At 61.3% G+C, this 25,276-nt stretch carries 19 protein-coding genes and 4 pseudogenes; 14 read left to right on the plus strand and 9 right to left on the minus strand.

The genetic code is table 11. The features are described from left to right. The 4 genes and pseudogenes from EJ576_RS26445 to EJ576_RS26460 all read left to right on the plus strand — a co-directional run. Window positions 1-84: pseudogene (locus EJ576_RS26445) on the plus strand (hypothetical protein); the annotation flags it as partial. After that, window positions 71-577 (plus strand): annotated as a pseudogene (locus EJ576_RS26450) (LysE family translocator); the annotation flags it as partial. The pseudogenes EJ576_RS26445 and EJ576_RS26450, both read left to right, overlap by 14 nt. 29 nt (window positions 578-606) lie before the next feature. After that, window positions 607-1,326: an SDR family oxidoreductase gene (locus tag EJ576_RS26455; RefSeq protein ID WP_126571488.1), complete on the plus strand. Its 720-nt coding sequence runs from the start codon at window positions 607-609 to the stop codon at window positions 1,324-1,326. Between the two features lie 77 nt (window positions 1,327-1,403). Next, on the plus strand, window positions 1,404-1,886 hold the full coding sequence (locus tag EJ576_RS26460; protein WP_068932877.1) for a VOC family protein: 483 nt from the start codon (window positions 1,404-1,406) through the stop codon (window positions 1,884-1,886). Here the strand turns inward: EJ576_RS26460 and EJ576_RS26465 are convergent. Then, a complete protein-coding gene (locus tag EJ576_RS26465; RefSeq protein ID WP_122727317.1) occupies window positions 1,883-2,779 on the minus strand; it encodes an SGNH/GDSL hydrolase family protein in 897 nt (298 codons plus the stop codon). The genes EJ576_RS26460 and EJ576_RS26465 overlap by 4 nt on opposite strands. Before the next feature lie 208 nt (window positions 2,780-2,987). Between EJ576_RS26465 and EJ576_RS26470 the strand changes: the two genes are divergently transcribed. From EJ576_RS26470 to EJ576_RS26485, 4 genes are all read left to right on the plus strand, one after another. Next, on the plus strand, window positions 2,988-4,379 hold the full coding sequence (locus EJ576_RS26470) for a hypothetical protein (protein ID WP_122727320.1): 1,392 nt from the start codon (window positions 2,988-2,990) through the stop codon (window positions 4,377-4,379). Between the two features lie 292 nt (window positions 4,380-4,671). Then, window positions 4,672-5,535, plus strand: coding sequence for a 4-hydroxy-tetrahydrodipicolinate synthase (gene dapA, locus EJ576_RS26475; protein WP_126571489.1), 864 nt, complete (start codon window positions 4,672-4,674; stop codon window positions 5,533-5,535). A gap of 116 nt (window positions 5,536-5,651) precedes the next feature. Then, the gene (locus EJ576_RS26480; protein ID WP_126571490.1) at window positions 5,652-7,028 is read left to right on the plus strand and encodes a cystathionine beta-synthase; all 1,377 of its coding nucleotides are present in this window, start codon (window positions 5,652-5,654) and stop codon (window positions 7,026-7,028) included. Further along, window positions 7,025-8,191, plus strand: coding sequence for a cystathionine gamma-synthase (locus EJ576_RS26485; RefSeq protein WP_126571491.1), 1,167 nt, complete (start codon window positions 7,025-7,027; stop codon window positions 8,189-8,191). The genes EJ576_RS26480 and EJ576_RS26485 overlap by 4 nt, the downstream gene beginning before the upstream one ends. Before the next feature lie 72 nt (window positions 8,192-8,263). Here the strand turns inward: EJ576_RS26485 and EJ576_RS26490 are convergent, their stop codons facing one another. After that, the gene (locus EJ576_RS26490; protein ID WP_126571492.1) at window positions 8,264-10,462 is read right to left on the minus strand and encodes an OsmC domain/YcaO domain-containing protein; all 2,199 of its coding nucleotides are present in this window, start codon (window positions 10,460-10,462) and stop codon (window positions 8,264-8,266) included. A gap of 162 nt (window positions 10,463-10,624) precedes the next feature. Here EJ576_RS26490 and EJ576_RS26495 point away from each other — a divergent pair, with 162 nt between their 5' ends. Beyond that, the gene (locus EJ576_RS26495) at window positions 10,625-12,190 is read left to right on the plus strand and encodes a PAS domain-containing methyl-accepting chemotaxis protein (protein ID WP_126571493.1); all 1,566 of its coding nucleotides are present in this window, start codon (window positions 10,625-10,627) and stop codon (window positions 12,188-12,190) included. 85 nt (window positions 12,191-12,275) lie between these two features. Continuing rightward, window positions 12,276-12,419: pseudogene (locus EJ576_RS26500) on the plus strand (LysE family translocator); the annotation flags it as partial. 8 nt (window positions 12,420-12,427) lie between these two features. Here EJ576_RS26500 and EJ576_RS26505 read toward each other — a convergent pair. After that, window positions 12,428-13,084, minus strand: a complete 657-nt coding sequence (locus EJ576_RS26505; protein ID WP_126571494.1) for an O-methyltransferase — start codon at window positions 13,082-13,084, stop codon at window positions 12,428-12,430. Between the two features lie 111 nt (window positions 13,085-13,195). On the opposite strand from EJ576_RS26505, the gene EJ576_RS26510 reads away from it, so the two are divergent. Then, on the plus strand, window positions 13,196-13,861 hold the full coding sequence (locus tag EJ576_RS26510) for a TetR family transcriptional regulator (protein ID WP_126571495.1): 666 nt from the start codon (window positions 13,196-13,198) through the stop codon (window positions 13,859-13,861). On the opposite strand, the gene EJ576_RS26515 is transcribed toward EJ576_RS26510, so the two are convergent. Further along, window positions 13,815-14,336: a GNAT family N-acetyltransferase gene (locus EJ576_RS26515; protein WP_126571496.1), complete on the minus strand. Its 522-nt coding sequence runs from the start codon at window positions 14,334-14,336 to the stop codon at window positions 13,815-13,817. The genes EJ576_RS26510 and EJ576_RS26515 overlap by 47 nt on opposite strands. A 102-nt stretch (window positions 14,337-14,438) precedes the next feature. Between EJ576_RS26515 and EJ576_RS26520 the strand changes: the two genes are divergently transcribed. Then, a complete protein-coding gene (locus tag EJ576_RS26520; protein WP_122727338.1) occupies window positions 14,439-14,999 on the plus strand; it encodes a cysteine hydrolase family protein in 561 nt (186 codons plus the stop codon). Window positions 15,000-15,008: 9 nt separating this feature from the next. Here EJ576_RS26520 and EJ576_RS26525 read toward each other — a convergent pair. The 3 genes and pseudogenes from EJ576_RS26525 to EJ576_RS26535 form a co-directional block, all read right to left on the minus strand. Next, window positions 15,009-15,238 (minus strand): annotated as a pseudogene (locus EJ576_RS26525) (hypothetical protein). 16 nt (window positions 15,239-15,254) lie between these two features. Continuing rightward, window positions 15,255-15,698 (minus strand): HIT family protein, encoded by a 444-nt coding sequence (locus EJ576_RS26530; RefSeq protein ID WP_122727340.1) that lies wholly within the window; start codon window positions 15,696-15,698, stop codon window positions 15,255-15,257. 37 nt (window positions 15,699-15,735) lie between these two features. Continuing rightward, on the minus strand, window positions 15,736-17,259 hold the full coding sequence (locus EJ576_RS26535) for an FAD-dependent oxidoreductase (RefSeq protein ID WP_126571497.1): 1,524 nt from the start codon (window positions 17,257-17,259) through the stop codon (window positions 15,736-15,738). 50 nt (window positions 17,260-17,309) lie between these two features. On the opposite strand from EJ576_RS26535, the gene EJ576_RS26540 reads away from it, so the two are divergent. Beyond that, the gene (locus tag EJ576_RS26540; RefSeq protein WP_256656650.1) at window positions 17,310-17,807 is read left to right on the plus strand and encodes a MarR family winged helix-turn-helix transcriptional regulator; all 498 of its coding nucleotides are present in this window, start codon (window positions 17,310-17,312) and stop codon (window positions 17,805-17,807) included. A 52-nt stretch (window positions 17,808-17,859) separates the two neighbouring features. Here the strand turns inward: EJ576_RS26540 and nirD are convergent, their stop codons facing one another. Both nirD and nirB read right to left on the minus strand, forming a co-directional pair. Beyond that, window positions 17,860-18,222 carry a nitrite reductase small subunit NirD gene (gene nirD / locus EJ576_RS26545; protein WP_122727345.1) on the minus strand — a complete coding sequence of 121 codons (363 nt, stop codon included), beginning with the start codon at window positions 18,220-18,222 and terminating at the stop codon, window positions 17,860-17,862. Further along, on the minus strand, window positions 18,222-20,762 hold the full coding sequence (gene nirB / locus EJ576_RS26550) for a nitrite reductase large subunit NirB (protein ID WP_126571499.1): 2,541 nt from the start codon (window positions 20,760-20,762) through the stop codon (window positions 18,222-18,224). Before nirB ends, nirD begins: the two co-directional genes overlap by 1 nt. Before the next feature lie 518 nt (window positions 20,763-21,280). On the opposite strand from nirB, the gene EJ576_RS26555 reads away from it, so the two are divergent. Then, window positions 21,281-25,255, plus strand: coding sequence for a bifunctional nitrate reductase/sulfite reductase flavoprotein subunit alpha (locus EJ576_RS26555; RefSeq protein WP_126571500.1), 3,975 nt, complete (start codon window positions 21,281-21,283; stop codon window positions 25,253-25,255). Window positions 25,256-25,276 lie beyond the last annotated feature (21 nt).

Here is a 25,276-nt window from a genome sequence, read left to right on the forward strand (position 1 = left end):
TGGAGCTACACCGAGGCCGACGGCACCGTGCTGGGCCAGAAGGTCACGCCACTCGACCGCGCTGGCCTGTTCGTGCCTGGCGGGCATCGGCCGCTTGCTGGCCTTCGCCGGCATGATCGCCCTCGCATCCGCCGGGTTGGCAGTGGTGCTGCAAACGTCGGAGTTGTTGTTCTATGGGATCAAGATCCTCGGCGCGGCGTATCTGTTTTATCTGGCGTTTCAGTTGCGGCGGGCTAATCCGGAGGCCGAGGCAGATTCGGCCACAGCGACGGTGGGATTGTGGGCGTTGGCGCGGCAGGAGTTTTTGGTGGCGGCGGGCAATCCGAAGGCAATCCTGATCTTCACTGCCTTCCTCCCGCAATTTGTAGTGCCCGGCGAGCCCATCACCCCGCAATTCGCGCTGCTCGGCGCGATGTTCCTGGTGCTGGAGTGGATCGCCATCAGCGCCTACGCCTATATGGGCCTGCATATGCGCCGCTGGTTTGCCGAGCCGCGGGGCAAGCGGATTTTCAATCGGTGCTGCGCAGGGTTGTTGTCGGCGGCGGCGACGGTGTTGTTGATGGCGCGCAGGGCTTAACTCACGTTTTACAGTCAAGGAGACACGCATTGAAAACCCTGGTGGTAGGTGCAAGCAAAGGATTGGGCAAAGCCCTGATCGAAGGGCTCGGTGAGCCTGGGGATACGCTGATCGGCGTGTCCCGCAGCCGCCCAGAACAGCTGGATCACAAGAACGGCGTCGAAGTGCAGTGGATCGAGGCCAATCTCGCCAAACCTGCCCAGGCCGCGCACGTCATCGCCGAGGCGATTGCCGATAAAGGCCTGGACACGCTGATCTACAACCTGGGCATCTGGGAAGAGTTCGCCTTCGACCCGACCTACAACTTCCTCGCCGACGACGATGAGCAGATCGAGGCCATCGTGACCTGCAACATCACCTCTACCCTGCTGCTGATCAAGCGCCTCTTGCCGATGCTGCTCAAAAGCCCAACCCCCAGGATCATCCTGACCGGATCCACCTCCGGCCTGCCGCAGAGTGGCCGTCCGGAGGTCGCCTTCGGGGCCTCCAAGTTTGCCTTGCGCGGGATTGCCGATGCGTTGCGTGAAGGCTATCGCCAGCAGCGCCTGGCTGTCACCTGCCTGAATCTGGGGTACTTGAACACTGAGGATCCCCTGGGCACGCCGCGCGAGCAAGCCGCGCAGCGGGATGAAGGCCACTCGATTCCTGTGCACGATGTAGTGCAGGTGGTGCGCATGACGTTGAGCCTGTCCTCGGCCAGCTTCGTCAAGGACATCACTTTGCCGGCGATACTGGACGAGCGCTTTTGACCCAGGAGTACGCGACATGACCCGAGACGAACTCGCCGTCTAGACTCCACACAGCCATTTTCCTGTGGAGACCGACCATGAAAAGCAAAAACACCCTCTGCCTCTGGTACAACGGCACCGCCTTGGAGGCTGCCACCTTCTACGCCATGACCTTCCCGGACAGCAAAGTCAACGCCGTGCACCTCGCGCCCGGCGATTATCCGTCCGGCAAACAGGGCGACGTGTTGACCGTGGACTTCACCGTCTTGGGCATCCCCTGCATCGGCCTCAACGGCGGGCCGATCTTTCCCCATACCGAGGCGTTTTCGTTTCAGGTGGCCACTGATGACCAGGCCGAGACGGATCGTTACTGGAACGCCATCGTCGGTAACGGCGGCCAGGAAAGCGCCTGTGGCTGGTGCAAGGACAAGTGGGGTTTGTCGTGGCAGATCTCACCGCGCGTGCTGACGGACGCCGTCACCCACCCGGACCCGGCCGTCGCCAAGCGCGCCTTTGACGCAATGATGACCATGAAGAAGATCGACATCGCTGCCATTGAAGCGGCGGTGGCCGCCGGCTAAGGCAATGCCTTGAGCATGGCCTTTGCCGCCAGGGCGTGGACCTTGCGGGTGGGATGCCATTCGTCCCAGTAGTAATGCGCATCGGCATTGGCGCACACCGGTTTCACGTCCGGGTAGGTGGCCTGGCACGGTGTGTCCAGGTCCGTGAACCCATTGGCTTGCGGATTGGCGCGTAGCGCGTCGCTGAACGCCAGGTGATCGAAGTAGGTGACCTTCGCCACGCCAATCTGCGCCAACATGGCCGGGAGCTTCTGTGCGAGCAATTGCTGGTAGTGCTTCGCGTTGTCGACCTGGTTGCCCTGCACCACGGCGGGCACGTGGCTGAGGTCCGTAGTGCCCACCACCATCACATGCCTGGCCCCCGCGGCCACCAGTTGCTCGGTGGCGTTGCGGATGTTGGCCAGGCTCGACTCGCTCAAGGCCTCGATGGTTTCAGGATGGGAGAAGTCGGCCCATTCGAAAAAATCGTTGGCCGAGATGAAGATGAAATACAGCGCCTTGGGGTCGGCCTTGTGGGACTTGGCGGCCTGCAAGTGCTCGGCGACTTGGCCGAGCACGCCTGTGTCCTGGGTCGGCATCAGCCACGTGTAGTAGTTGCCGTGGCCGCTTTTGGCGCCGCCCACGGCGTAGTCGGTCAGCGGTGTCTTCAACGCCTGGGCCAGGCCTTCGACGGCGGTTGGGCCGTTGCTCCAGCGTCCCTTCCAGTACAGCGGGCCAGGCAGTGCCTGGGCGTCCTTGACCTTCTGCGCGGCGAGCCGGGTGGTAAGCGCTTCGCCCGCGCCATTGTCGGAATAGCTGTCGCCAAAGGCATACAAATGATCGTAGGTCGAGGCACCAAAGGCGGTCGACACAGACAGGGTCAGCAAAGCGGCCAAACACGCGCGTCGGATCATCGAGGTTCTCCCGGAATGTCCGAATAGACTACCGGCTGGCAGAAAGCACGGCAGGACGATTGCGACTCGCACATATCCGGCGGCGGCCATGCTAACGCTGTACAGATGCCGTCATGCTCGTTAGGCTTTTGTCTCGCAACATCCGGCTACAGATTCAGCTCAATCGGCCGCCACTCTTATATCCCTGAATGGACTCAACGAGGCTCTCGTGCGCGTTATTACTTCTCTCTTGCTCATCGGTAGCCTCGCTACCCTGGCGGGTTGTGCCACCCAGAAAACCCAAGTCGACCGCATGTTCGCCGACACCCTCACCCAGCCCCTGGTTGAAAACAGCATCGTGCGCGAGGGCGACTCGCTCAGCTTCGAGCTGCTGATGCCGGGCGGCCCGAGTGGTCTGCGGCGCACCATGCAATTCGAGGCCGCTTGCTCATCGCCGCAACTGCACTTGCTGTACCTGGACGGTTCACAACGGGTCTACCCGGCCAGCGCTGGCCGTTACAGCGCAGCGCGCAAGTTGTCGCCGCAATTGCGCGCGACCTTGGCTGCCAACCAGACGTTCATACGCGCGTGTGCCGAAACGCCAAAGCCAGACTGGCGCCTGGTGCAGGCCAACGCGCACGATAGCCAGGTATTGATTGACGCCAACAGCATCAAGACGGTGAATGGCGAAACGCGCTTCTGGGCCGCCTTCGACGAACCGACGGTGCTCAACGACATGCCCTACAACGCCCCCTATGCCCAAAAGCGTGAACACTTTGCGGTGTCTTGCGCGGGCGGGACCTATAAGGAACTGGCCGGCTACGACATGGACGCCGACAATCGCGTCAGCGACGGCCGTGTCGACAGCTTTCCCACGCCGCAGAACATCGCTGGCAGCAATGCCGACTATGAGCTGTTGTTCAATAAAGTCTGCGCGACGCCACAGACAATCGCCGCGCTGCCGGTGTTCAAGCCACGCCTGAAAGCGCCGATAAACATCGCACTGACCTCGGTGCAACCTCAGGTGCTGGCCGCAATCACGCAGTTGAACCTGGACAAACCCGCGCGCGCCTTCAAATACGTGCATATGACCGGCACGTCGACGCTCAAGGGCGAAACCAGCCAGATTCAGAGTGCGGACTTCATCAGCCAAGACACGGCGAGCGGGCAACTGGCCATCGCCACCCGCGGGCAGGGCTATGAAAGCCACACGGTGAGTTGGCGTAACCTCATCCCGCTGGTGGCAAAAAACACCTACAGCTCCTCGGGCATGGCAGAAAGCGAGGCGCTGACGCAATTGAGCTTCACGGGCAATTGGAAAGCCCTGCCAGTTGGCGACACCGTGGTCTACCAAACCACCCGCGCCAGCCTCAACAGCCTGATTGGCAGCCGTACCAAAGTCCAGACTACCCGCTGCGTAGTTGAACGCGAACTGCAAGCCAGCGAGCTCAACCCTGGCCTGCTCGGGGCGGCCAAGGCCCTTAAGTGCAGCTTCGACAACGATGAATACAACCGGGTGAACCACCTGTACTACCTGACCGACTACGCCTACTTCTACGAGTCGAGCACGGACAAGAACGCGTTCTACTACTCCGACACGCGTATCGATAAATTCGAATAAGCCCCGTTGACACACTCTGCAATATTCCATGAAGATGGAAGCCTTATTCAGGGTGTGTCAGCCAATGTCCGCAATGTCCTCCGTTAACCTTTCCGTCATTGGCTCCCCTGCCAAGGCGCAAGGTTGCGTTGCGCACGCCCTCAAATCGAAGAAACAGTCGCTCATGTGACCGGGGCGCGCTGTCCCGTCAGATGAGCTGACAGGACATTGAGCGCGACGGCCTTCCTCCCTTGCACAATTCCCTCTGCCCTTCTGACGGTGACTCCAGCGGTCAATCATCAGGAGAAAGTGCATGTCATCGTTTCAAGGTATCTGGGTTCCCGTGGTCACACCGTTCCATGACGGCGCCATCGATTTCATTGGCCTGCACCGCCTGGTCAGCCACCTGCTGGAAAAACACGTGGCCGGGATCATGGTGTGCACCACCACCGGGGAAGCGGCGTCGCTGAGTCGTCAGGAACAATTGGCGGTGCTCGATGCGGTGTTGCAATGGGTGCCGGCGCACCGCGTGGTGATGGGCTTGGCGGGCTATAACCAGATTGAGCTGCTGCACTTCCAGCGTGAAATCCTGCAACGCCCGGTGGCTGGGCTTTTGGTGCCGGCGCCGAGTTACATTCGCCCGTCCCAAGCGGGTTTGGAGGCGTTTTTCCGCACCGTGGCCGATGCCTCCAGCGTGCCGATCATTCTCTACGACATCCCCTACCGCACTGGCGCTACTTTCGAGCAGGCGACCCTGCTCAACATCGTCGCCCATGAGCGCATCGTGGCGATCAAGGATTGTGGTGGCAACCTGGGCAACACCCTTGCACTGCTGGCCAGCGGTGACGTGGACGTGTTGTGTGGCGAAGACGTGCAGATTTTCAACGCACTGTGCCTCGGCGCGACCGGTGCGATTGCGGCCTCGGCCCACCTGCACACCGAGCAATTTGTAGCGCTGTACCAACGGGTGCGCGACAACCAACTGGCTGAAGCGCGAGCGACATTCTTCCAGCTGCTGCCACTGATCAACACGCTGTTCATGGAGCCCAATCCAGCACCGGTAAAAGCCGCGCTGGCCCTGCAAGGCTTGATTAGCAGCGAATTGCGCGCGCCAATGCAGGCCGCCAGTAGCACCGTCGTCACGCGCTTGCAGCAGGTACTGAACCCGACCGGCTAATGCGCCAAAAACAGACAGCCAACGGACCGTCCGGTTGCGACCGGACCGATCCCGGCCTATCGTCGAACCCATGCTTTGCCTTTTGCTGTCCAACCCATTCGTATTCAGGTGACGACATGCCCACGCTTTCCCGCCCCGCCGTCCTCGAACTGATCGGCAACACGCCGCTGGTTCGGGTCAGCCGGTTCGATACCGGCCCCTGCACGTTGTTTCTCAAGCTTGAATCCCAGAATCCCGGTGGTTCCATCAAGGACCGCATCGGCCTGGCCATGATCGACGCCGCCGAACGCGACGGCCGCTTGCGCCCCGGCGGCACGATTATCGAAGCCACCGCCGGCAACACCGGCCTGGGCCTGGCGCTGGTCGGTCGGGCCAAGGGCTACCGGGTAGTACTGGTGGTGCCCGACAAGATGTCCACGGAAAAGATGCTGCACCTCAAGGCCATGGGCGCCGAGGTGCACATCACCCGCTCCGATGTGGGCAAGGGCCACCCCGAGTATTACCAGGACGTGGCCGCGCGCCTGGCCAAGGACATTCCGGGCTCGTTCTTCGCTGACCAATTCAACAACCCGGCCAACCCCCTGGCCCATGAAACCAGCACCGCGCCTGAGATCTGGGCGCAAACCCAGCACGATGTCGATGCGATTGTGGTGGGTGTCGGCTCAGCCGGCACCCTTACCGGGCTGACGCGTTTCTTCAAGCGCGTTCAGCCGGAGCTGGCCATGGTGCTGGCCGATCCGGTGGGTTCGGTGATGGCCGAATACAGCCGCAGCGGCCGCCTGGAAACGCCAGGCTCTTGGGCAGTGGAAGGCATTGGCGAGGACTTCATCCCTTCGATTGCAGACCTCTCCAGCGTGCGCCATGCCTATTCCATCAGCGATGAAGAAAGCTTCGATCACGCCCGGCAGTTGCTCAAGGCCGAGGGCATCCTGGGTGGTTCCTCCACCGGCACATTGCTCGCCGCCGCCCTGCGCTACTGCCGCGAACAGACCGAGCCCAAGCGCGTGGTCACCTTCGTGTGCGACACCGGTACGCGCTACCTGTCGAAGGTCTACAACGACCAATGGATGAACGACGCCGGGCTGTTGCACTACAAGCACTATGGCGACCTGCGCGACCTGATCGCGCGGCGCTTCGAAGACGGCCGCGTGATCAGCGTAAGCCCCGACGACACGCTGCTCACCGCCTTCCAGCGCATGCGCCTGGCGGATGTCTCGCAGTTGCCAGTGCTGGTGGACGGTCAAAAGCTGGTCGGCGTGATCGATGAATCCGACATCCTGCTGGGCCTGCACCAGGACGCCACGCACTTTTCCATGATCGTCTCCAGCGCTATGACCGACACCCTGCAAACCCTGGCCCCCAGCGCTAGCCTGGCAGAACTGCAGGCGGAGCTGGATCGCGGCCTGGTCGCCATCATTGCCGACGCGTCAGGCTTCCACGGCCTGATCACCCGCGTCGACCTGCTCAACCACCTTCGGAGATCCCTTGCATGAGTCAGTCCGATAAAAGCGCGTTTGCCACCCGTGTGATCCATGCTGGACAGTCCCCCGACCCGACCACAGGCGCGCTGATGCCGCCAATCTACGCCAACTCTACCTACCTGCAAGACAGCCCCGGCGTGCACAAAGGCTTCGACTACGGGCGCTCCCACAACCCCACGCGGTTTGCCCTGGAACGCTGCGTGGCCGACCTTGAGGGCGGCCGCCAGGCGTTTGCTTTCGCGTCCGGGCTGGCGGCGATTTCGACAGTCTTGGAGTTGCTGGATGCCGGCGCCCATATCGTGTCCGGTAATGACCTGTACGGCGGCACCTTCCGGCTATTCGATAAAGTGCGCCAACGCAGCGCCGGGCACCGTTTCAGCTTTGTCGACCTGAGCGATTTGTCGGCGTTTGAAGCGAGCCTGCAGGACGACACGCGCATGGTCTGGGTCGAGACCCCCAGCAACCCGCTGCTGAGCTTGACCGACCTGAGCGCCATCGCACGTATCTGCCGTGATCGCGGCATCATCTGTGTGGCCGATAACACCTTCGCCAGCCCGTGGATCCAGCGTCCTCTGGAACTGGGCTTTGATGTAGTGGTGCATTCCACCACCAAATACCTCAACGGCCACTCCGATGTGATCGGCGGCATCGCCATTGTCGGCGACAACCCCGAACTGGCGGAGCGCCTGGGCTTCCTGCAAAACTCGGTCGGCGCCATCGCGGGGCCCTTCGACGCGTTCCTCACCCTGCGCGGCGTGAAAACCCTGGCGCTGCGCATGGAACGCCATTGCAGCAACGCCCTGGACCTCGCCACCTGGCTGGAGCAGCAACCGCAAGTGGCACGGGTTTATTACCCAGGCCTCACGTCCCATCCCCAGCATGAACTGGCGCGCGAACAGATGCGTGGGTTTGGCGGGATGATTTCGATTGACCTGAACAGCGACCTGGCCGGCGCCACGCGTTTCCTGGAAAACGTCAAGATCTTCGCCCTGGCCGAAAGCCTTGGCGGCGTGGAAAGCCTGATCGAACACCCGGCGATCATGACCCATGCAAGCATCCCGGCGGTAACGCGGGCGCAGCTGGGGATTGGGGATGGGTTGGTACGCTTGTCGGTGGGGGTTGAGGATGTGGAGGATCTGCGGGCGGATTTGGCGCAAGCCTTGGCACTTATCTAAAGTCGTTTAGCTTGGCCTGCGTGGTGAACCGGCCCACTCACCACAGCAAGCCAGTTCCCACAGAAAGTTGTGTCAGGCTGAGGTGACGTTGGCACGCGCCGCATGCAGTTTCTTGTAGCTGTCGATCAAGCGCAAATGCCGATCCAACCCTTCCAGCTTCATGCTGGTCGGCGTCAACCCATAGAAGCGCACATCGCCCTGTACCGAACCGATCACCGCATCCATCCGCTCATTACCAAACATGCGGCGGAAGTTGGCTTCGTAGTCCGCCAGTTCCAAGTCATCGTCCAGCTCCATCTCCAGCACCGCATTCATCGCCTGGTAGAACAGGCCACGTTCAGCGGTGTTGTCGTTGTACTGCAGGAACATCTCCACGCACTCCTTGGCCTCTTCATATTGCTGCAAGGCCAGGAAGATCAGCAGTTTCAACTCCAGGATGGTCAGCTGCCCCCAGGCAGTGTTGTCATCGAATTCGATGCCGATCAGGGTGGTGATATCGGTGTAGTCGTCCAGCTCGCTTTCGATCAGGCGCTCGACCAACGCTTGCAATTCTTCCTCGTTGAGGCGGTGCAGGTTGAGAATGTCCTCGCGGAAAAACAGCGCCTTGTTGGTGTTGTCCCAGATCAGGTCGTCCACCGGGTAGATTTCCGAGTAGTCCGGCACCAGGATGCGGCACGCGGTGGCGCCAAGGTGTTCGTACACGGCCATGTACGATTCTTTACCCATGCCTTCTAGAATGCCGAACAGGGTCGCAGCTTCCTGGGCGTTGGAATCCTCACCTTCGCCTGAGAAATCCCACTCGACGAATTCGTAATCCGATTGGGCACTGAAGAAACGCCACGACACCACACCGCTGGAGTCGATGAAGTGCTCGACGAAGTTATTCGGCTCGGTCACCGCCTGACCTTCGAAGGTCGGCTGCGGCAAGTCGTTGAGGCCCTCGAAACTGCGGCCTTGCAGCAGTTCGGTGAGACTGCGTTCCAGCGCCACTTCCAGGCTTGGGTGCGCGCCGAACGAGGCGAACACGCCACCCGTGCGCGGGTTCATCAGGGTCACGCACATTACCGGGAATTCACCGCCAAGGGACGCGTCTTTCACCAGCACCGGGAAGCCTTGGGCTTCGAGGCCCTGGATACCGGCGAGAATGCCTGGGTACTTGGCCAGCACCTCGGCCGGCACGTCCGGCAAGGCGAACTCGCCTTCGATGATTTCACGCTTCACGGCGCGCTCGAAGATCTCCGACAGGCACTGCACCTGGGCTTCAGCCAAGGTATTGCCGGCGCTCATGCCGTTGCTGAGGTAGAGGTTTTCGATCAGGTTAGATGGGAAGTACACCACTTCACCGTCCGATTGGCGCACGAACGGCAGCGAAACGATACCGCGCTTTTCATTGCCGGAGTTGGTGTCGAACAGGTGCGAACCGCGCAGCTCACCGTCGCGGTTGTAGACCTTCAGGCAGTAGGCGTCGAGGATTTCGCTCGGCAGTTCGTCGTTGGGGCCAGGCTGGAACCAGCGCTCATCCGGGTAATGCACGAACGGCGCATTCGCCAGTTCTTCACCCCAGAACTGATCGTTATAGAAGAAGTTGCAGTTGAGCCGCTCGATGAACTCGCCCAGTGCCGACGCCAAGGCGCCCTCTTTGGTCGCGCCCTTACCGTTGGTGAAGCACATCGGCGAATGTGCATCGCGGATATGCAGCGACCACACGTTGGGCACGATATTGCGCCACGACGCGATTTCAATCTTCATGCCCAGGCCGGCCAGGATGCCGGACATGTTGGCAATGGTCTGTTCCAGCGGCAGGTCTTTGCCGGCGATATAAGTGCCACCCTCTGACGTCGAGTTGGGCATCAACAAGGCCTGGGCATCGGCGTCCAGGTTTTCGACTTCTTCGATGACGAACTCAGGCCCGGCCTGCACCACTTTCTTGACCGTGCAACGGTCGATGGAACGCAGGATGCCTTGGCGGTCTTTGTCGCAAATGTCGGCCGGCAGCTCGACCTGGATCTTGAAGATCTGGTTGTAGCGGTTTTCCGGGTCGACGATGTTGTTCTGCGACAGACGAATATTTTCAGTGGGGATATTGCGCGTCTGGCAGTACAACTTCACGAAGTACGCCGCGCACAACGCCGACGACGCCAGGAAGTAATCGAACGGCCCCGGTGCCGAGCCATCGCCTTTGTAGCGGATGGGCTGGTCGGCAATCACCGTGAAGTCGTCGAACTTGGCTTCAAGCCGGAGGTTGTCGAGAAAGTTGACCTTGATTTCCATGGGGGCACACCAGAATAACGGCTAAACAAAAATGGCCGCCATTATGAGGTTTTTCGGCAGGAAGTTTCAGGCTTTTGACCAGTGGCTGGCGAATTGGCCAATGTGCATTAACCTTTTCGCACATGGCGCCGATGGACTGAGGGCAACCAGGGAGTAGTCGGAATGCGCAATAACCAGCCCGTAACACAGCGTGAGATTTCCCTCGCGCCTTCGCAAAAACTCATCTCCGCCACGGATGTCCGAGGTGTCATCACTTACTGCAACGACGCCTTTGTGGACATCAGCGGCTTTGAACGCGCTGACTTGATTGGCGCCCCGCAGAATATCGTACGTCACCCCGATGTGCCCCCCGCCGTGTTTGCGCACATGTGGAGTGCACTCAAGCAAGGCCTGCCCTGGATGGGCATCGTCAAGAACCGCTCGAAAAACGGCGATCATTATTGGGTCAACGCCTACGTCACACCCATATTCGATGGCAGCAAAGTCGTTGGTTTCGAGTCCGTGCGGGTCAAGCCCACGGCGGATGAAATCCGTCGGGCCCAGGCCCTGTACCGCCGCATCAGCCAAGGTAAACCGGCCGTTCCGCGGCAGGATGCCTGGCTGCCGGCGGCCATCAGTTGTGTGCCGTATGTGGCAACCGGGCTTACCGGCTGCCTCGCCGGTTTGTTCCTCAGCGCGCCCGTCGCCATTGCTGTGACCGTTGCAGTCGCAATCCCGGTGGGCGTGCTCTGCTCACGCTGGCGTCAAGGCAGCACGTTGCGTCTGTTGCAAGGGGTGGAGCCCTCGACCTCGGATGCCTTGATCGCGCAGATGTACAGCGACGCCAGCGGGCCACAGGCACGTCTCGAAACGGCGTTTCTCAGCCAGAACGCACGCCTGAAGACCTGCCTCACCCGCTTGCAGGACAGCGCCGAGCAACTCAGCGCCCTGGCCAGGCAATCCGATCAGTTGGCCACCGCCAGCTCCAAAGGCCTGGACCGCCAGCGTGTCGAAACCGAACAGGTCTCGGCCGCCGTCAACCAGATGGCCGCCACCACCCAGGAAGTCGCCAGCCACGTGCAACGCACCGCCGACGCCACCCAGCAAGCCAACGTCCTGACCGGGCGCGGGCGCGAAGTGGCACGCGACACCCGTGAGGCGATCGAACGCCTGTCTGCGGTGGTCAGCGAAACCGGCGCCACCGTGGCGCAACTGGCCAAGGACAGCGACGAAATCGGCAGCGTGGTGGACGTGATCAAGGGCATTGCCGACCAGACCAACCTGCTGGCCCTCAACGCGGCCATCGAAGCGGCGCGTGCCGGCGAGCAAGGCCGTGGTTTTGCCGTGGTGGCCGACGAAGTGCGGCAACTGGCACAACGCACGTCCCAGTCCACCACCCAGATCCATGGGTTGATCACCCAACTGCAGGCGTCCTCCAACAATGCCGTGCAAAGCATGGAACACGGCCAGCGCCAGGCCCAGGAAGGTGTGGCCTGGGTGCTGGAGGCGGACCAGGCGCTGGTCGGCATCAGCGAAGCGGTGTCCCATATCACTGACATGACCACCCAAATCGCCGCCGCCACCGAGGAACAGAGCGCGGTCGCCGAGGAAATCAGCCGCAACATCACCACCATCGCCGAACTGGCCGACCAGACGTCGATACAAGCCCATCAATCCACGGACCTGAGCAAGGAGCTGACGAACAACGCGTCCACCCAATATGCGTTGGTTGAGCGGTTCAATCGCTGAGCCTACGTTTACAGTGGCAAGCCCGCTTTCTGTAGTGAGCGGGCTTGTTGTGGTGAGCGGGCTTGCCCTGCTCACCAATGGCGATCTGCTGTGGTCTCTAATATTGATCGGCGCCACGCAGTCGCTTTCCGGTTTCCTGCGTCGCGAAAAGGTCATCCAGTGGATGGACCGCACCACCGGTATGATCTTTGTGTTGTTCGCTGCAAGGCTGGCGTTCAGCAAGCGCTGAATACTCGCTTAGCCCAAGCGCATTGAAAGTTCGATGTCATCGGTAAACGGCACCGACAAGTAGCCGTTCTCCGGAGCGCGCACGTAGGCCAGGTATTCAGGGCAATAATCGGTGTTGTCCGCGACTACCAGTGCGCCAGGACGCAGGTTGTCTTCCACCAGGTTCAGCACGTCGCCATACAGCGTCTTGGCGCCGTCCAGCAGCAACAGATCGACAACCTCCGGCAAGTCGCTGGCCAGGGTCACCAGCGCGTCACCTTCGCGAATGTGGATCAGGTCGCTCACGCCGCCTTCGATGAAATGCTCGCGCGCCAGGGCTATCTTCGAGGCTTCGAATTCGCTGCCGATCAGCACACCGCCGCCGTTGTCACGCAGCGCGGCAGCCAGGAACAAGGTCGACAGCCCAAATGAAGTGCCAAACTCCACAATCGCTCGCGCCTTGTTGCTGCGCGCCAGCATGTAGAGCAGCTTGCCGGTGTCCTGCGACACGGGCAGCCACAGGTCCTTGAGCATCGAATACAGCGCCACGTATTCGGTTTTGCTGTGCATCAGCCGTTCGCGTTCTTCCTTGGATACCGAGTTCACCAACGGGCTGGTGGCCGCATTGGCCTGGGCATAAAGACGTTCGATAAGGGGCGCCAGAGGCGCGGTGGTCAGGCTCGACATAATTGATTTCCAGTGAGTTGGGACTAAGATGCGACTAATTCGTCGCATTAAAAGTATGCGAGTCATTCGCATCCTTCGCTATTCGCATTAGCCCTGCTTCAGGAGTCCCGTATGACCAGCCGCCAAACCCCACGTATTTCCACGCGCAAACAGCCGCAACAGGCCCGTTCCACCGAGTTGGTGGCGGCGATTCTGCAAGCGGCTATTCAGGTTTTGGCCAAGGAAGGCGCCACCCGTTTCACCACCGCACGGGTCGCGGAAAAAGCCGGCGTGAGCGTGGGGTCGGTGTACCAGTACTTCCCCAACAAAGCGGCGATTCTGTTTCGGTTGCAGAGTGATGAGTGGCAGCAGACCACCCAGATGCTGCGCGGCATACTGGAAAACCACGACGAGACGCCGCTGGAACGTTTGCGTAGCGTGGTGCACGCCTTTATCCAGTCAGAATGCGAAGAAGCGCAAATGCGCGGGGCGCTGAACGATGCGGCGCCGATCTATCGTGATGCGCCGGAGGCCCTGGAGGTGCGCGCGGCGGGACGCCAGGCGTTCAAGGGGTTCATGCTGGAGTTGTTGCCTGAGGTGTCGGTTGACACGCGTACGTTGGCCAGTGATTTGATCCTGACCACGCTCAGTTCAGTGGGGAAGGCGTTCTCCAACAGTCCGCGAACGGCTGAAGAAATCGCGGTTTATGCCGAGGGGATGGCTGAAATGTTTCGTGCGTATGTGAATGTGCTCAACCTGGTCCAAAGGGCAACCGATACCTCATTTCTTCCAGAGTGACACCTCCCCTCTGAAGATTACGTTCACTCCCCGCGTCCTCGACACAGCCCATCCTGCGATAAAACCGGATAGCTCTTTCATTACGGCTCAAGACCCAAAGCGTCAAACACTCATACCCCTGCTCCATCAAGAACTGTAGGCCCGCGTTCCACAACGCCAGCCCAACGCCGGCTTGCCAATACCTGGCTAAAACATAAATGGCCATGACCTCACCGGTGTTTGCTCCGGCAGCTTTTTCGTCACGACTGGCACCGGCCGATATCCAGCCGACAACTTGCCCATCCAGCTCCGCGACCCACACGTCGGACTCGCCCGACTCAATCGAGCGAACCCAAAAGGATTCACGCCGAGCCAGCGTTGCATCCAGCCCATTCAAGAACTCGGCAGGCATCAGGTCACGATAGGCTTCCTGCCAACTGCGGATATGCACCTGGGCGATGGCGTTGGCGTCGCCAGGTAACGCTTTGCGGATCATTGATCTATTCCTTATGCAGTCAATGGCCTTCAAGTAAACCCAACCTTCATGACCGTTTACCCTCGTGGTATGTTTCGAGCCCTGCCCGCAAAAGGAGGTGCCATGCAATCGTTAGCCATCAACGCCGCACTGCTGATCATCGACATGCAGCAAGGCATGAACCAGCCAAAGCTGGGGCGACGCAACAACCCCGACGCCGAAGTGCAGATACAGCGTCTGCTGACAGCCTGGCGTCAATCCGACCGCCCTGTTGTTCACATCCGGCACATGTCCCGCTCGCCCGACTCGGTGTTCTGGCCGGGCCAGCCGGGCTGCGAATTCCAGTCGGCGCTGCAACCGTTGGCGCATGAGCATGTGACCGAAAAGAACGTTCCGGATGCCTTCGTCGCCTCAGGGCTGGAACGCTGGCTGCACGCGCGCGGGATCCGGCAACTGGTGATCGTCGGCGTGATCACCAACAACTCGGTCGAGGCCACGGCACGCTCAGGCGGCAACCTGGGTTTTGCGGTGACGGTGGTTTCAGATGCGTGCTACACCTTCGATCAAACCGATTTGTCCGGGCGCCTGTGGCCCGCGGAAGATGTGCATGCGCTCTCACTGAGCAACCTGGCGATGGACTATGCCGCCGTGATGGAGACCGACGAAATCCTGGTTCATTGTTGATCACGACGGTCAGGCAGCGGGTTGAAACACGCCCTCTTTCACAAGCATATCGATCAGTGATTGCGGCCAGACTGTCTCTTCGGTAGAGCGCAGCGCATTGGCAGACCACCAACGATGATCCGCCATGACCTGAGTCTCCTTTGCCCGGCCAATGGTCCGTCTTTATGGACGAACCTGAACAGAAGCACCTCCTGGGAGGGGTTGATCACCAGCAGGCGTGACGCCTTTCGTTCGCGCATTGAATCCATCCCATCCTTAGGCCGATGTCGTCGCTTCCAATAATCGCGCAATCGTCTTGCGCATCTCCCCGTGGTCGACCTCCGCATACGGCTGTGCGTTTTTCCAGTCATAAAACCACGCCGGCATCGTGCGTTTGTCGTCCGGTTCCGAGGCATAGCGCGGGAAGAGATGGCAATGCAGCTCCGGCTCGGAATTGCCCAGGATCTCGTAGTTCATGCGCAACGCACCGGTGGCCTGCAACACCGCATCGCCGAGGCGGGCCATGTCCAGCAGGTAGGCAGTGCGGGCTTCGGTGTCCAGGTCGTTCAGGCTGGCAACGACCGGGTCAGGCAGCAGCAGGCAGTAACCAGGGAGAAACTGTACATCACCCATGACCGCCCAGCCCGAGGCCATGCGGCATATAACCTTGTCGTTGGTGCTGTTACGGGCCTGTGCTACACGTTCGGTGATAAGCGCCATGCAAAATCCTTGATCAACCTGAAGTCCAGGCGGCATCTTAACGCGATTTCAAGCACTGCCATTCACCTTGCGCACACGGCATAACCTGCTGAAGGTAAGCGTCCAGGACATCGGTATTCGCTGACGAACCCATCGCACCGATATACCCATCAGGCCGCACCAGCACCCACTCGCCCATCGCCAGTCCGTAGACATGTTCAACGTAGCCCTGGTCGTCGAGCACATCACCCTCAGGTCCAACTATATGGACATGCACGCCCGGCCGAGCAGGCACCACCCCGCGCGCCACGCCATAACCGAGCACCGTCCAGTGCGTTCCCTTGAACAGATGGAACAGCCGCAACGCCTGCCCAGCGGCACCTCGGACCGGCGCGTCCGGCGCCCGGTCGCCCGCTGCAACGCCGTTACGCACGGGGCTCTTCAACGCCAGCGAGGACTCTGGATAGGCAATATCCAACTGATGCACTTCCCTGCCCCTACGCAGTTCGCCGTTCTTCATCTCACCCAGCAGTTGGGTGGACAAACCAAGCACGCAAGCGGCGACAGGCCGACGCTCCGCTTCATAGGTATCCAGTAAATCATCAGGTGCCCCCTGTACCACCGCCGCCAGCTTCCAGCCCAGGTTGTAAGCGTCCTGCACGCTGGTATTCAGGCCCTGGCCGCCGGTGGGTGGATGGATATGGGCGGCGTCCCCCACCAGCAGCACCCTCCCCACGCGGTATTGATCCGCCAGGCGGGCATTCATGGTGTAGGCCGACGACCAAGACACCGCGTGCACCTGGATATCGGCGCGACCGGTGCGATGGGCGATGATTGCGGTGAGCCCCTCGGCACTGAAATCGACGTCAAGATCCGCGGGAATCGGCCCCTGAATCTGGAACAGCTCGGTGCCGGCCAAGGGGCATATCGCAATCTGGCGCTGCAGATCGCCGCCACCATAACGGTGCCAGGCATCACGCGTGAGGCCGCTGAGTTCGACATCCGCCACCAAAGCGCGTACGCCAAGGGTCTTGCCGGGAAAGCCGATATCCAGGGCATGTCGAACAAAACTGCGCCCCCCATCAGCGCCCACCAACCAACGCACACGGATGTGTTCTTCACCTGCGTTGCCGATCAGCCTTGCGGTGACTGCGTTGCCGTCCTGCTCGAACCCAACTAATTCACAAGCAAATTCAGGCTGATGTCCCCACTCAAGCAGACGCTCGCGCATCACGCGCTCGGTCAAAAACTGCGGCACCATCAACGGTTGTCGATAAGGCTCGGCGGGCGTCGACGCCTTGGATTCTGTGAATTCTGCTTCGCTGTAGCTGCCATCGTCGCGGTAGCGCCGGTCAGTCGGATAGACTCCACCCACTGCCATCAGACGGTCGAGAATCCCCAGGTCTTCGAACACTTCCTGAGACCTTGGCTGGATACCTTTGCCGCGCGAACCCTGGAAGGGAAGCGCATTTTTTTCGATCAGCCGAAAAGTGATACCCCTTCTCGCCAGGTCGATCGCCAAGGTCAGGCCGGCGGCACCGGCACCGCAAATCAGTACATCGACAGCGAATTGCGCTTTCATACTGGATCACCTATATGTGCAATACGCACATATTAAGAGAGGCGAACACCGTGTCAATTAAAAATGTGCAAAACGCACGTATATCCGCCCAACTGCGTGACCTGCATGGTTCATTGGTTGAGATTGTGGGGGTGATGAACCGCCCGCAGCGCGACGAAGCGATGGTGCGCGACGCTGGGATTTCACTGGATCGCGCCCTGTTTCCGCTGCTGGTGCTGGTGGAAAGGTTGGGTCCGATCGGCGTGGTCGAACTGGCTGACCGCGTGGGCCGTGACTACACCACTGTGAGCCGGCAGGTGGCGAAGCTGGAAAGCCTGGGCTTGGTTCTGCGCCAGGCAAGCGCAGTCGACCGCCGCATACGCGAGTCGGTGATTACCGAGAAAGGCAAAGCCATGACTGACCGCGTCGACGACGCGCGGGAGAGGATCGGTGTGTCAATCTTCTCCACCTGGGATGAAGGCGACTTCGACAATCTGGTGCGGCTGATGCGCAAGTTTGCCGAGGATATCAAGGATGACTCGGTGCGTGCGACGAAGGGCATTTCCTAAGGCCATGCACGTTTCCTGTGGCAAGCGTGGCAAGCCCGCTTGCCACACAGCATCAATCCAATGCCAATTCCACCACCCCAGCGTTCAACCGCACCGGCCATACCCGCAGCCTCTGGTCAGGCGCCTCCAGGCACTGCCCATCCTCGAGCCGGTAATGCTGCTTGTAGATCGGCGCCGCCACCACCAGGTCACCCTTGATGCTGCCGATCAAGCCGCGTCCGATCACATTCGCGCCGGATTCCGGGTCATGGTTGTCGATGGCGAACAACGTCTGGTCCTGCGCACCCGGCAGGTAGAACAGCGCCACTTGCGCGCCGTCCAGCCACACCACCACGCCGGAATTGCTCACCAGGTCGGTCTCGCTGCACACACCTTTCCAGGTGGCCAGGTTGCGTTGCGGGTTGGCTTGGCTCATCAGGCAATCTCCTCGGTGACGGGAATCAGGTTGAGTTCGGCGGCCATGATCGGCCGGCGTTGGCCGCGCTCCTGGACGAAGTGGATGTCCGGGTCGGGGCGTTTGTCGTTGACGAAGGTGCGGAAGCGCTTGAGTTTTTCCGGGTCTGCGAGGGCGTTGGCCCATTCGCATTCGTAGCGGTCGACCACCAGTTGCATCTGCGCTTCCAGCTCTGCGCCGAGGCCCAGGCTGTCGTGCAGGATCACGTCCTTGAGGAAATCCAGGCCGCCTTCGAGGCTTTCGCGCCAGACCGAGGTGCGTTGCAGCTTGTCGGCGGTGCGGATGTAGAACATCAGGAAGCGGTCGATGTAGCGGATCAGCGTGGCGTCATCCAGATCGGTGGCGAACAACTCCGCATGGCGTGGGCGCATGCCGCCGTTGCCGGCGATGTAGAGGTTCCAGCCCTTCTCGGTGGCGATCACGCCCACGTCTTTGCTCTGGGCTTCAGCGCATTCGCGGGTACAGCCGGACACTGCGAATTTGAGCTTGTGCGGCGAGCGCAGGCCCTTGTAACGGTCCTCGATCAGCAGCGCCATTTTCACGCTGTCCTGCACGCCGTAACGGCACCAGGTGCTGCCCACGCAGGACTTCACCGTACGCGTGGATTTGCCGTAGGCGTGCCCGGTTTCAAACCCGGCGGCGATCAGTTCGCTCCAGATATCCGGCAGTTCGTGCAGTTGTGCACCAAACAGGTCGATGCGCTGGCCGCCGGTGATTTTGGTATAGAGGTCATATTTCTTCGCGACCTCGCCGATCACGATGAGTTTATCCGCGGTGATTTCGCCGCCTGGAATACGCGGCACCACCGAGTAGGTGCCGTTTTTCTGCATGTTGGCCATGAACGTATCGTTGGTGTCCTGCAACGGCACCAGGGACGCATCCATGATCGGCTGGTTCCAGCACGACGCCAGGATCGAGCCCACCGCCGGCTTACACACATCGCAGCCGGTGTGACCACGGCCGTGTTTGGCCAGCAGTTCGTCAAAGGTGAGGATGCCTTCCACGCGCACCAGCGCGTACAACTCCTGCCGGGTGTAGGCGAAGTGTTCGCACAGGCTCTTGTCGACGCTGACGCCACGGGCGATCAGTTCATGTTCGAACACCTGCTTCAGCAAACCGGCGCAGCCGCCGCAACCGGTGCAGGCCTTGGTCTGGGCTTTGAGCAGGCCGAGGTCGCTGCAGCCGCCGTCGATGGCCGAGCAGATCGCGCCCTTGGTCACGTTGTGGCAGGAACAGACGGTGGCCGATTCCGGCAGCGCGCCGGGGCCGAGGGTCGGTGCGCCGCTGGACGACGGCAGGATCAGGCTGGCCGGCTCGGACGGCAGCGCGATGCTGTTCTGCATGTATTGCAGCAGGGTGTCGTAGTAGCTGTTGTCGCCCACCAACACCGCGCCGATCACATGTTTGCCCGACGCATCCACCACCAGGCGCCGGTAGCTGGCGCTGGCTTCGTCGATGAACTGGTAGCTGCGTGCGCCCGGCGTGTGGGCATGGGCGTCGCCGATGGAGCCCACGTCGACGCCGAGCAACTTGAGTTTGGTCGACATGTCGGCACCCACAAACGGCTCGGCGGTTTGCGCGCACAGCAGCGCGGCAACTCCACGGGCCATCTGATAGCCCGGCGCGACCAGGCCGAACAGGCTGCCGTTCCAGGACGCGCATTCGCCAATCGCGTAGATGTTCGGGTCGATGCTCAGGCATTCGTCATTGATCACCACACCGCCACGCGGGCCGATGTCCAGGCCGGCCTGGCGGGCCAGCGCATCCTGGGCGCGGATACCGGCGGAGAATACGATCAGATCGGTTTCAAGGAACTCGTCATTGGCAAAATTCATGCGGTAGCGGTACTGCTCGCCCGCGCAGATGGATTGGGTGGCGCGCGACAAATGCACGCCCACGCCTAGCCGTTCGATCTGCGCCTTGAGTGCCAGGCCGCCAAAGTCGTCGAGTTGCACCGGCATCAAGCGCGGCGCGAACTCCACCACATGGGCCTCAAGGCCGAGGCTTTTCAGGGCGTTGGCGGCTTCCAGGCCCAACAGGCCGCCGCCCACCACCACGCCGCGTCGTGCATTGGCGGCGGCCTTGCGAATCGCGTCCAGGTCTTCAAGGGTGCGATACACCAGCCGCGAATCGCCTTCGGCGCCTTCGATAGGCGGCACAAACGGATAGGAGCCGGTGGCCAACACCAGCTTGTCATAGGCGACGCAGCCGTCAGCGGTGATCACCTCGCAGCGGGCGCGGTCGATCTCCAGCACCGGTACGCCCAAGTGAAGCGTCACGCCCGGCGTCTGATACAGCGACGCTTCGGATAATGCCAACGATTCCGCATCACGGCCGGTGAAATACTCGGACAGGTGCACCCGGTCATAGGCGCGCATCGGCTCTTCGCTGAACACATGCAAACGGTAGTGATCCAGCGCGCCGCGCTCGATCAATTGCGCCACACAGTGGTGGCCGACCATGCCATTGCCGACGACGATCAAGGTTTTGAGATGGTTCATAGTAAGCACCCGACAAAGCTCATCACGGTTTTAAAAAAGCAAAAAAAAACGCCTGAAACCTTGCGGTTCCAGGCGTCTTTGCCTGTTCTTATGCGGGTTCGGATCGGGCGACTGCGCCGGATTCTCCGCTATTGCCCCTGGTGTCGATCGTCGTTGACCGAAGTGGGTTGAGAGGGAGCTTGCAGGGTCTGTGCCAAGCGGATGCAAGGCCTGTGTTCACGGCTCAACAGGTGAGCCGCCAATGCCAAGCACCACCTCCGGCGCCTCCAACTGGTGCATCTCGCGTCATAAAAGTGCATGACTCGCCATGAATGAATGGTTTTCTGTGGTGAGCGGGCTTGCCCCGCACCGACGGCGCCTCGGTATCAAGGGGCAGTTCAAAAACCTGGCGCGTGACTTGCTAGGAACACCCCAACCAAGCAGTCAACGCTGACTGCCCTCTCACGACAAAGGCGCCGTGTAATCCCCGTTCTGAACGGAGGGTTGCAAGGCGCCTTTTTTGTTTACGCAGGTTTCAGATGGCCGACCAAAGCATACGCAGTGTGTGTCCCTATTGTGGCGTGGGCTGTGGCATCGTCATGCAGGTACAAGACAATAAAGTGGTCAAGGTGATCGGCGATAAGGCCCACCCCACCAACTTTGGCCGCCTGTGCACCAAGGGCACCACCTGCGGGCAAGCCATCGCCGAGTCCGGGCGCATGGAAAACGCCTATGTACGCCAGGCCCGGGAGCATGACCCGGTGCGCATTGGCATGGACAACGCCATCCGCGAAACCGCGCGCCGCCTGCGTCACACCCTCGACACGCACGGCCCGGACGCACTGGCTTTCTACGTGTCAGGGCAGATGTCGCTGGAGTCCCAGTACCTGATCAACAAATTGGCCAAGGGTTTCGTCCGCACCCCCAACATCGAGTCCAACTCGCGGCTGTGCATGGCCAGCGCCGGCAGTGGCTACAAACTCTCCCTCGGCTCCGACGGCCCGCCGGGGTCATATGAAGACTTCGATCGCGCCGACCTGTTCTTCGTGATCGGCGCGAACATGGCTGACTGTCACCCGATTCTGTTCTTGCGCATGATGGACCGGGTCAAGGCCGGGGCGAAGCTGATCGTGGTCGACCCCCGGCGCAGTGCCACGGCGGACAAGGCCAACCTGTTCCTGCCGATCAAACCCGGCACCGACCTGGCATTGCTCAATGGTCTGCTGCACCTGCTGGTCAAAAACGGCCACACCGACCCTGCCTTTATCGCCGCCTTTACCGATGGCTGGGAGGCGCTGCCGGAATTCCTGGAGGACTATTCGCCAGATCAAGTCGCCGCCATCACCGGCCTGGCCGAAGCCGATATCCGCCAAGCCGCCGACTGGATCGGCCAGGCTGCCGAGTGGATGAGCTGCTGGACCATGGGCCTCAACCAGAGCACCCACGGCACCTGGCACACCAACGCGCTGTGCAACCTGCACCTGGCCACTGGCGCCATCTGCCGTCCGGGCAGCGGGCCGTTTTCCCTCACGGGTCAACCCAACGCCATGGGCGGGCGCGAAATGGGTTACATGGGCCCTGGACTGCCGGGGCAACGATCGGTGCTGGTCGAGGCCGACCGCGCCTTTATCGAAGACCTGTGGCAGATCCCCCACGACAGCCTGCCGCGCCAGGCTGGCAGCGGCACCGTGGCGATGTTCGAACAGATGGCCGCCGGGCAGATCAAGGCCTGCTGGATCATCTGCACCAACCCGGTCGCCAGCGTGCCTAACCGGCAGACCGTGATCAAAGGCCTGCAAACCGCCGAACTGGTGATCACCCAGGATGCTTTTCTCGATACCGAGACCAACCGCTACGCCGACATTCTGTTGCCCGGCGCGCTGTGGGCCGAGGCCGAAGGGGTGATGATCAACTCCGAACGCAACCTGACCCTGATGCAAAAGGCCGTCGACGCGCCCGGCGAGACCCTGCCCGACTGGCAGATCATCGCCAGGGTCGCCTGTGAAATGGGCTTTGCCGATGCGTTCACCTATGCATCCGCCGCCGACGTGTTTGAAGAAATCAAACGCGCCTGGAACCCCAAGACCGGCTACGACCTGCGTGGCGCGAGCTACCCGCGCCTGCGTGAGAAGCCGCTGCAATGGCCTTGCGCGTCGGAGGATGGCGCGGACCGCAACCCGATCCGCTACCTGGACACAGGCACCCTCGCCTTCGCCACCGAAAACGGAAAAGCCCAGTTTTTCGCCCGCCCCCATATGCCACCCGCAGAAATGCCGGAAGACGCGTTCCCCTTCGTGCTCAACACCGGCCGCGTGCAACACCAATGGCACACCCTGACCAAGACCGGCAAGGTTGCGACCCTGAATAAACTCAACCCCGGCCCCTTTGTGGAATTACACCCCGAAGACGCGAGCCGCTTGGGTATCAAGGACAAGGATCGAGTCGAAATACGCTCCCAGCGCGGCCGCGCCGTGCTGCCCGCCGTGGTCACCGACCGTGTGCGGCCAGGCAATTGTTTTGCGCCGTTCCACTGGAACGATGTATTCGGTGAAAACCTGGCAATCAACGCGGTGACCAACGACGCGGTGGACCCGATCTCCTTACAGCCGGAGTTCAAGTACTGCGCCGTCGCCCTGGCTCGCGTCGAGCTGATCGACCACCAATTCCTGGACCGCCCTTCCCCTGTAGCAGAGGACACCGCCATGTCGCGCCTCGACGCCTTCGCCGAAATCGCCGGCATCTGCAACCTACCCGCGCCACCCTTGAGCGAGAATGAGCGCACCTACCTCGCCGGCTTTCTCAGCGGCCTGCAGTCCAACGCCGCACGCCAGGCTGTCGGCGTGCCGACCATGCCCGCCAATGCACCGCTGACGGATGCCGCGCGGCTGTGGCTGAACGGCTTGCTCGGCGGTTTGTTCAGCCATACACAATCCCTCGCAGCGCCCTCCCCAGTCGTCACCTTGTTGTGGGCCTCGCAAACCGGCAACGCCGAAGCTTTGGCCGAGCGTTTTGCCAAACGGCTGCGCGACGCGGGCATTGCCGTGGAACTGAGCGCGATGTCGGATTTCCCGGCGAGCAAACTGGCAAGCACCCACACCCTGGCGCTGATCAGCAGCACCTTTGGCGACGGCGACCCACCGGACAATGGCGAAGGTTTCTGGCACAGCCTCAGCACCGCCGAGACGCGCCTGGAGTCCTTGCGCTTCGCAGTGCTGGCCCTGGGTGATCCGAACTATGACCAGTTCTGCAACCACGGCAAGCAACTCGACCAACGCCTGTTGGAACTGGGCGCCACCCGCCTGCTGGAACGCGTCGACTGCGACACCGAATTCGAAGCGCTGGCCGATGCGTGGCTGGTGCGTTTCCAGCAAACCCTCGCCCCGACAAAGCCCATCGCGCCCGCCACCCCCGCCGGTAAAACCAAATTGTACGGCTCACGCCTGCTGCTCAACCGGCACCTGAACCCGCTCAGTACCCACAAGGAAACCCGTCAGTTCGCCCTGGACCTGGCCGGCTCCGGGCTGACCTACGAAGCCGGCGATGCGCTGGGCGTGCGGCCGCGCAACTGCCCCGAACTGGTCAACGAACTGCTCGACCTCACCTGCCTGAACGCCCATACCAGCGTGAACATCGACACCTTCGGCGATGTGCCGCTGCAACAGGCCTTGACCCAGCACTTCGAAATCGCCCGGCCCAGCAGCGACACCTTGGCCTTCATCGCCGAGCGCAGCGCCAACCCTGGCCTCAAGCACTTGCTCAACCCCGAACACAAGGCCGAACTGAATGACTGGCTGTGGGGCCGGCAACTGGCGGATGTGCTGCAGGCATACCCCATCGAGTGCTCGGCGGATGAATTACTGGGCACCCTCAAGCGCTTGCAACCACGCTTGTATTCAATCGCTTCGAGTGCCAAGGCCTATCCGCAGGAGGTCCATCTCACCGTGGCTGCCGTGCGCTATGGCAAGCGCAAGGGTGTGTCCTCGACGTTCCTGGCTGACCGGGTCGGCGACGGCGAAGTGCCGCTGTTCGTGCAGCCGTCCAAGCACTTTCGCACGCCCACCGACGGCGACGTACCCATGATCATGATCGGGCCCGGCACCGGTATCGCGCCCTTTCGCGCGTTCTTGCAGGAACGTCGCGCGCTGGGTCATCAGGGGCGCAACTGGCTGTTCTTCGGTGAACAGCACGCCGCCAGCGATTTCTACTATCAGGACGAACTGCAAGGCATGCAGCGCGATGGCCTGCTCAACCACTTGAGCCTGGCGTTCTCGCGCGACCAAGCGCAAAAAGTCTACGTGCAGGACCGCATCCGCGAACAGGGGGCCGAGCTTTGGCGCTGGTTGCAGGATGGCGCCAAGCTGTACATCTGCGGTGACGCCAGCCACATGGCCAAAGATGTCGACCAGGCCCTGCGCCAAGTCGCGCAAACCCACGGCGGGCTTGGCGTCGAGGGCGCCGTCGAGTACTGGCGGCAGTTAAGTGAGCAGAAGCGTTATCTGCGTGATGTGTATTGATTGGATACAGAACAATAAGCA

Origin of the sequence: Pseudomonas sp. C 49-2 (assembly GCF_003970195.1) — a bacterium.
Taxonomy (GTDB): domain Bacteria; phylum Pseudomonadota; class Gammaproteobacteria; order Pseudomonadales; family Pseudomonadaceae; genus Aquipseudomonas; species Aquipseudomonas canadensis.

What these genes read in the sequence shown, in the direction of transcription:
- EJ576_RS26460 (WP_068932877.1), top strand. Translation starts at nt 1,404, where the DNA reads ATGAAAAGCAAAAACACCCTCTGCCTCTGGTACAACGGCACCGCCTTG.
- EJ576_RS26465 (WP_122727317.1), bottom strand. Translation starts at nt 2,779, where the DNA reads ATGATCCGACGCGCGTGTTTGGCCGCTTTGCTGACCCTGTCTGTGTCG.
- dapA (WP_126571489.1), top strand. Translation starts at nt 4,672, where the DNA reads ATGTCATCGTTTCAAGGTATCTGGGTTCCCGTGGTCACACCGTTCCAT.
- EJ576_RS26480 (WP_126571490.1), top strand. Translation starts at nt 5,652, where the DNA reads ATGCCCACGCTTTCCCGCCCCGCCGTCCTCGAACTGATCGGCAACACG.
- EJ576_RS26485 (WP_126571491.1), top strand. Translation starts at nt 7,025, where the DNA reads ATGAGTCAGTCCGATAAAAGCGCGTTTGCCACCCGTGTGATCCATGCT.
- EJ576_RS26490 (WP_126571492.1), bottom strand. Translation starts at nt 10,462, where the DNA reads ATGGAAATCAAGGTCAACTTTCTCGACAACCTCCGGCTTGAAGCCAAG.
- EJ576_RS26495 (WP_126571493.1), top strand. Translation starts at nt 10,625, where the DNA reads ATGCGCAATAACCAGCCCGTAACACAGCGTGAGATTTCCCTCGCGCCT.
- EJ576_RS26505 (WP_126571494.1), bottom strand. Translation starts at nt 13,084, where the DNA reads ATGTCGAGCCTGACCACCGCGCCTCTGGCGCCCCTTATCGAACGTCTT.
- EJ576_RS26510 (WP_126571495.1), top strand. Translation starts at nt 13,196, where the DNA reads ATGACCAGCCGCCAAACCCCACGTATTTCCACGCGCAAACAGCCGCAA.
- EJ576_RS26515 (WP_126571496.1), bottom strand. Translation starts at nt 14,336, where the DNA reads ATGATCCGCAAAGCGTTACCTGGCGACGCCAACGCCATCGCCCAGGTG.
- EJ576_RS26520 (WP_122727338.1), top strand. Translation starts at nt 14,439, where the DNA reads ATGCAATCGTTAGCCATCAACGCCGCACTGCTGATCATCGACATGCAG.
- EJ576_RS26530 (WP_122727340.1), bottom strand. Translation starts at nt 15,698, where the DNA reads ATGGCGCTTATCACCGAACGTGTAGCACAGGCCCGTAACAGCACCAAC.
- EJ576_RS26535 (WP_126571497.1), bottom strand. Translation starts at nt 17,259, where the DNA reads ATGAAAGCGCAATTCGCTGTCGATGTACTGATTTGCGGTGCCGGTGCC.
- nirD (WP_122727345.1), bottom strand. Translation starts at nt 18,222, where the DNA reads ATGAGCCAAGCCAACCCGCAACGCAACCTGGCCACCTGGAAAGGTGTG.
- nirB (WP_126571499.1), bottom strand. Translation starts at nt 20,762, where the DNA reads ATGAACCATCTCAAAACCTTGATCGTCGTCGGCAATGGCATGGTCGGC.
- EJ576_RS26555 (WP_126571500.1), top strand. Translation starts at nt 21,281, where the DNA reads ATGGCCGACCAAAGCATACGCAGTGTGTGTCCCTATTGTGGCGTGGGC.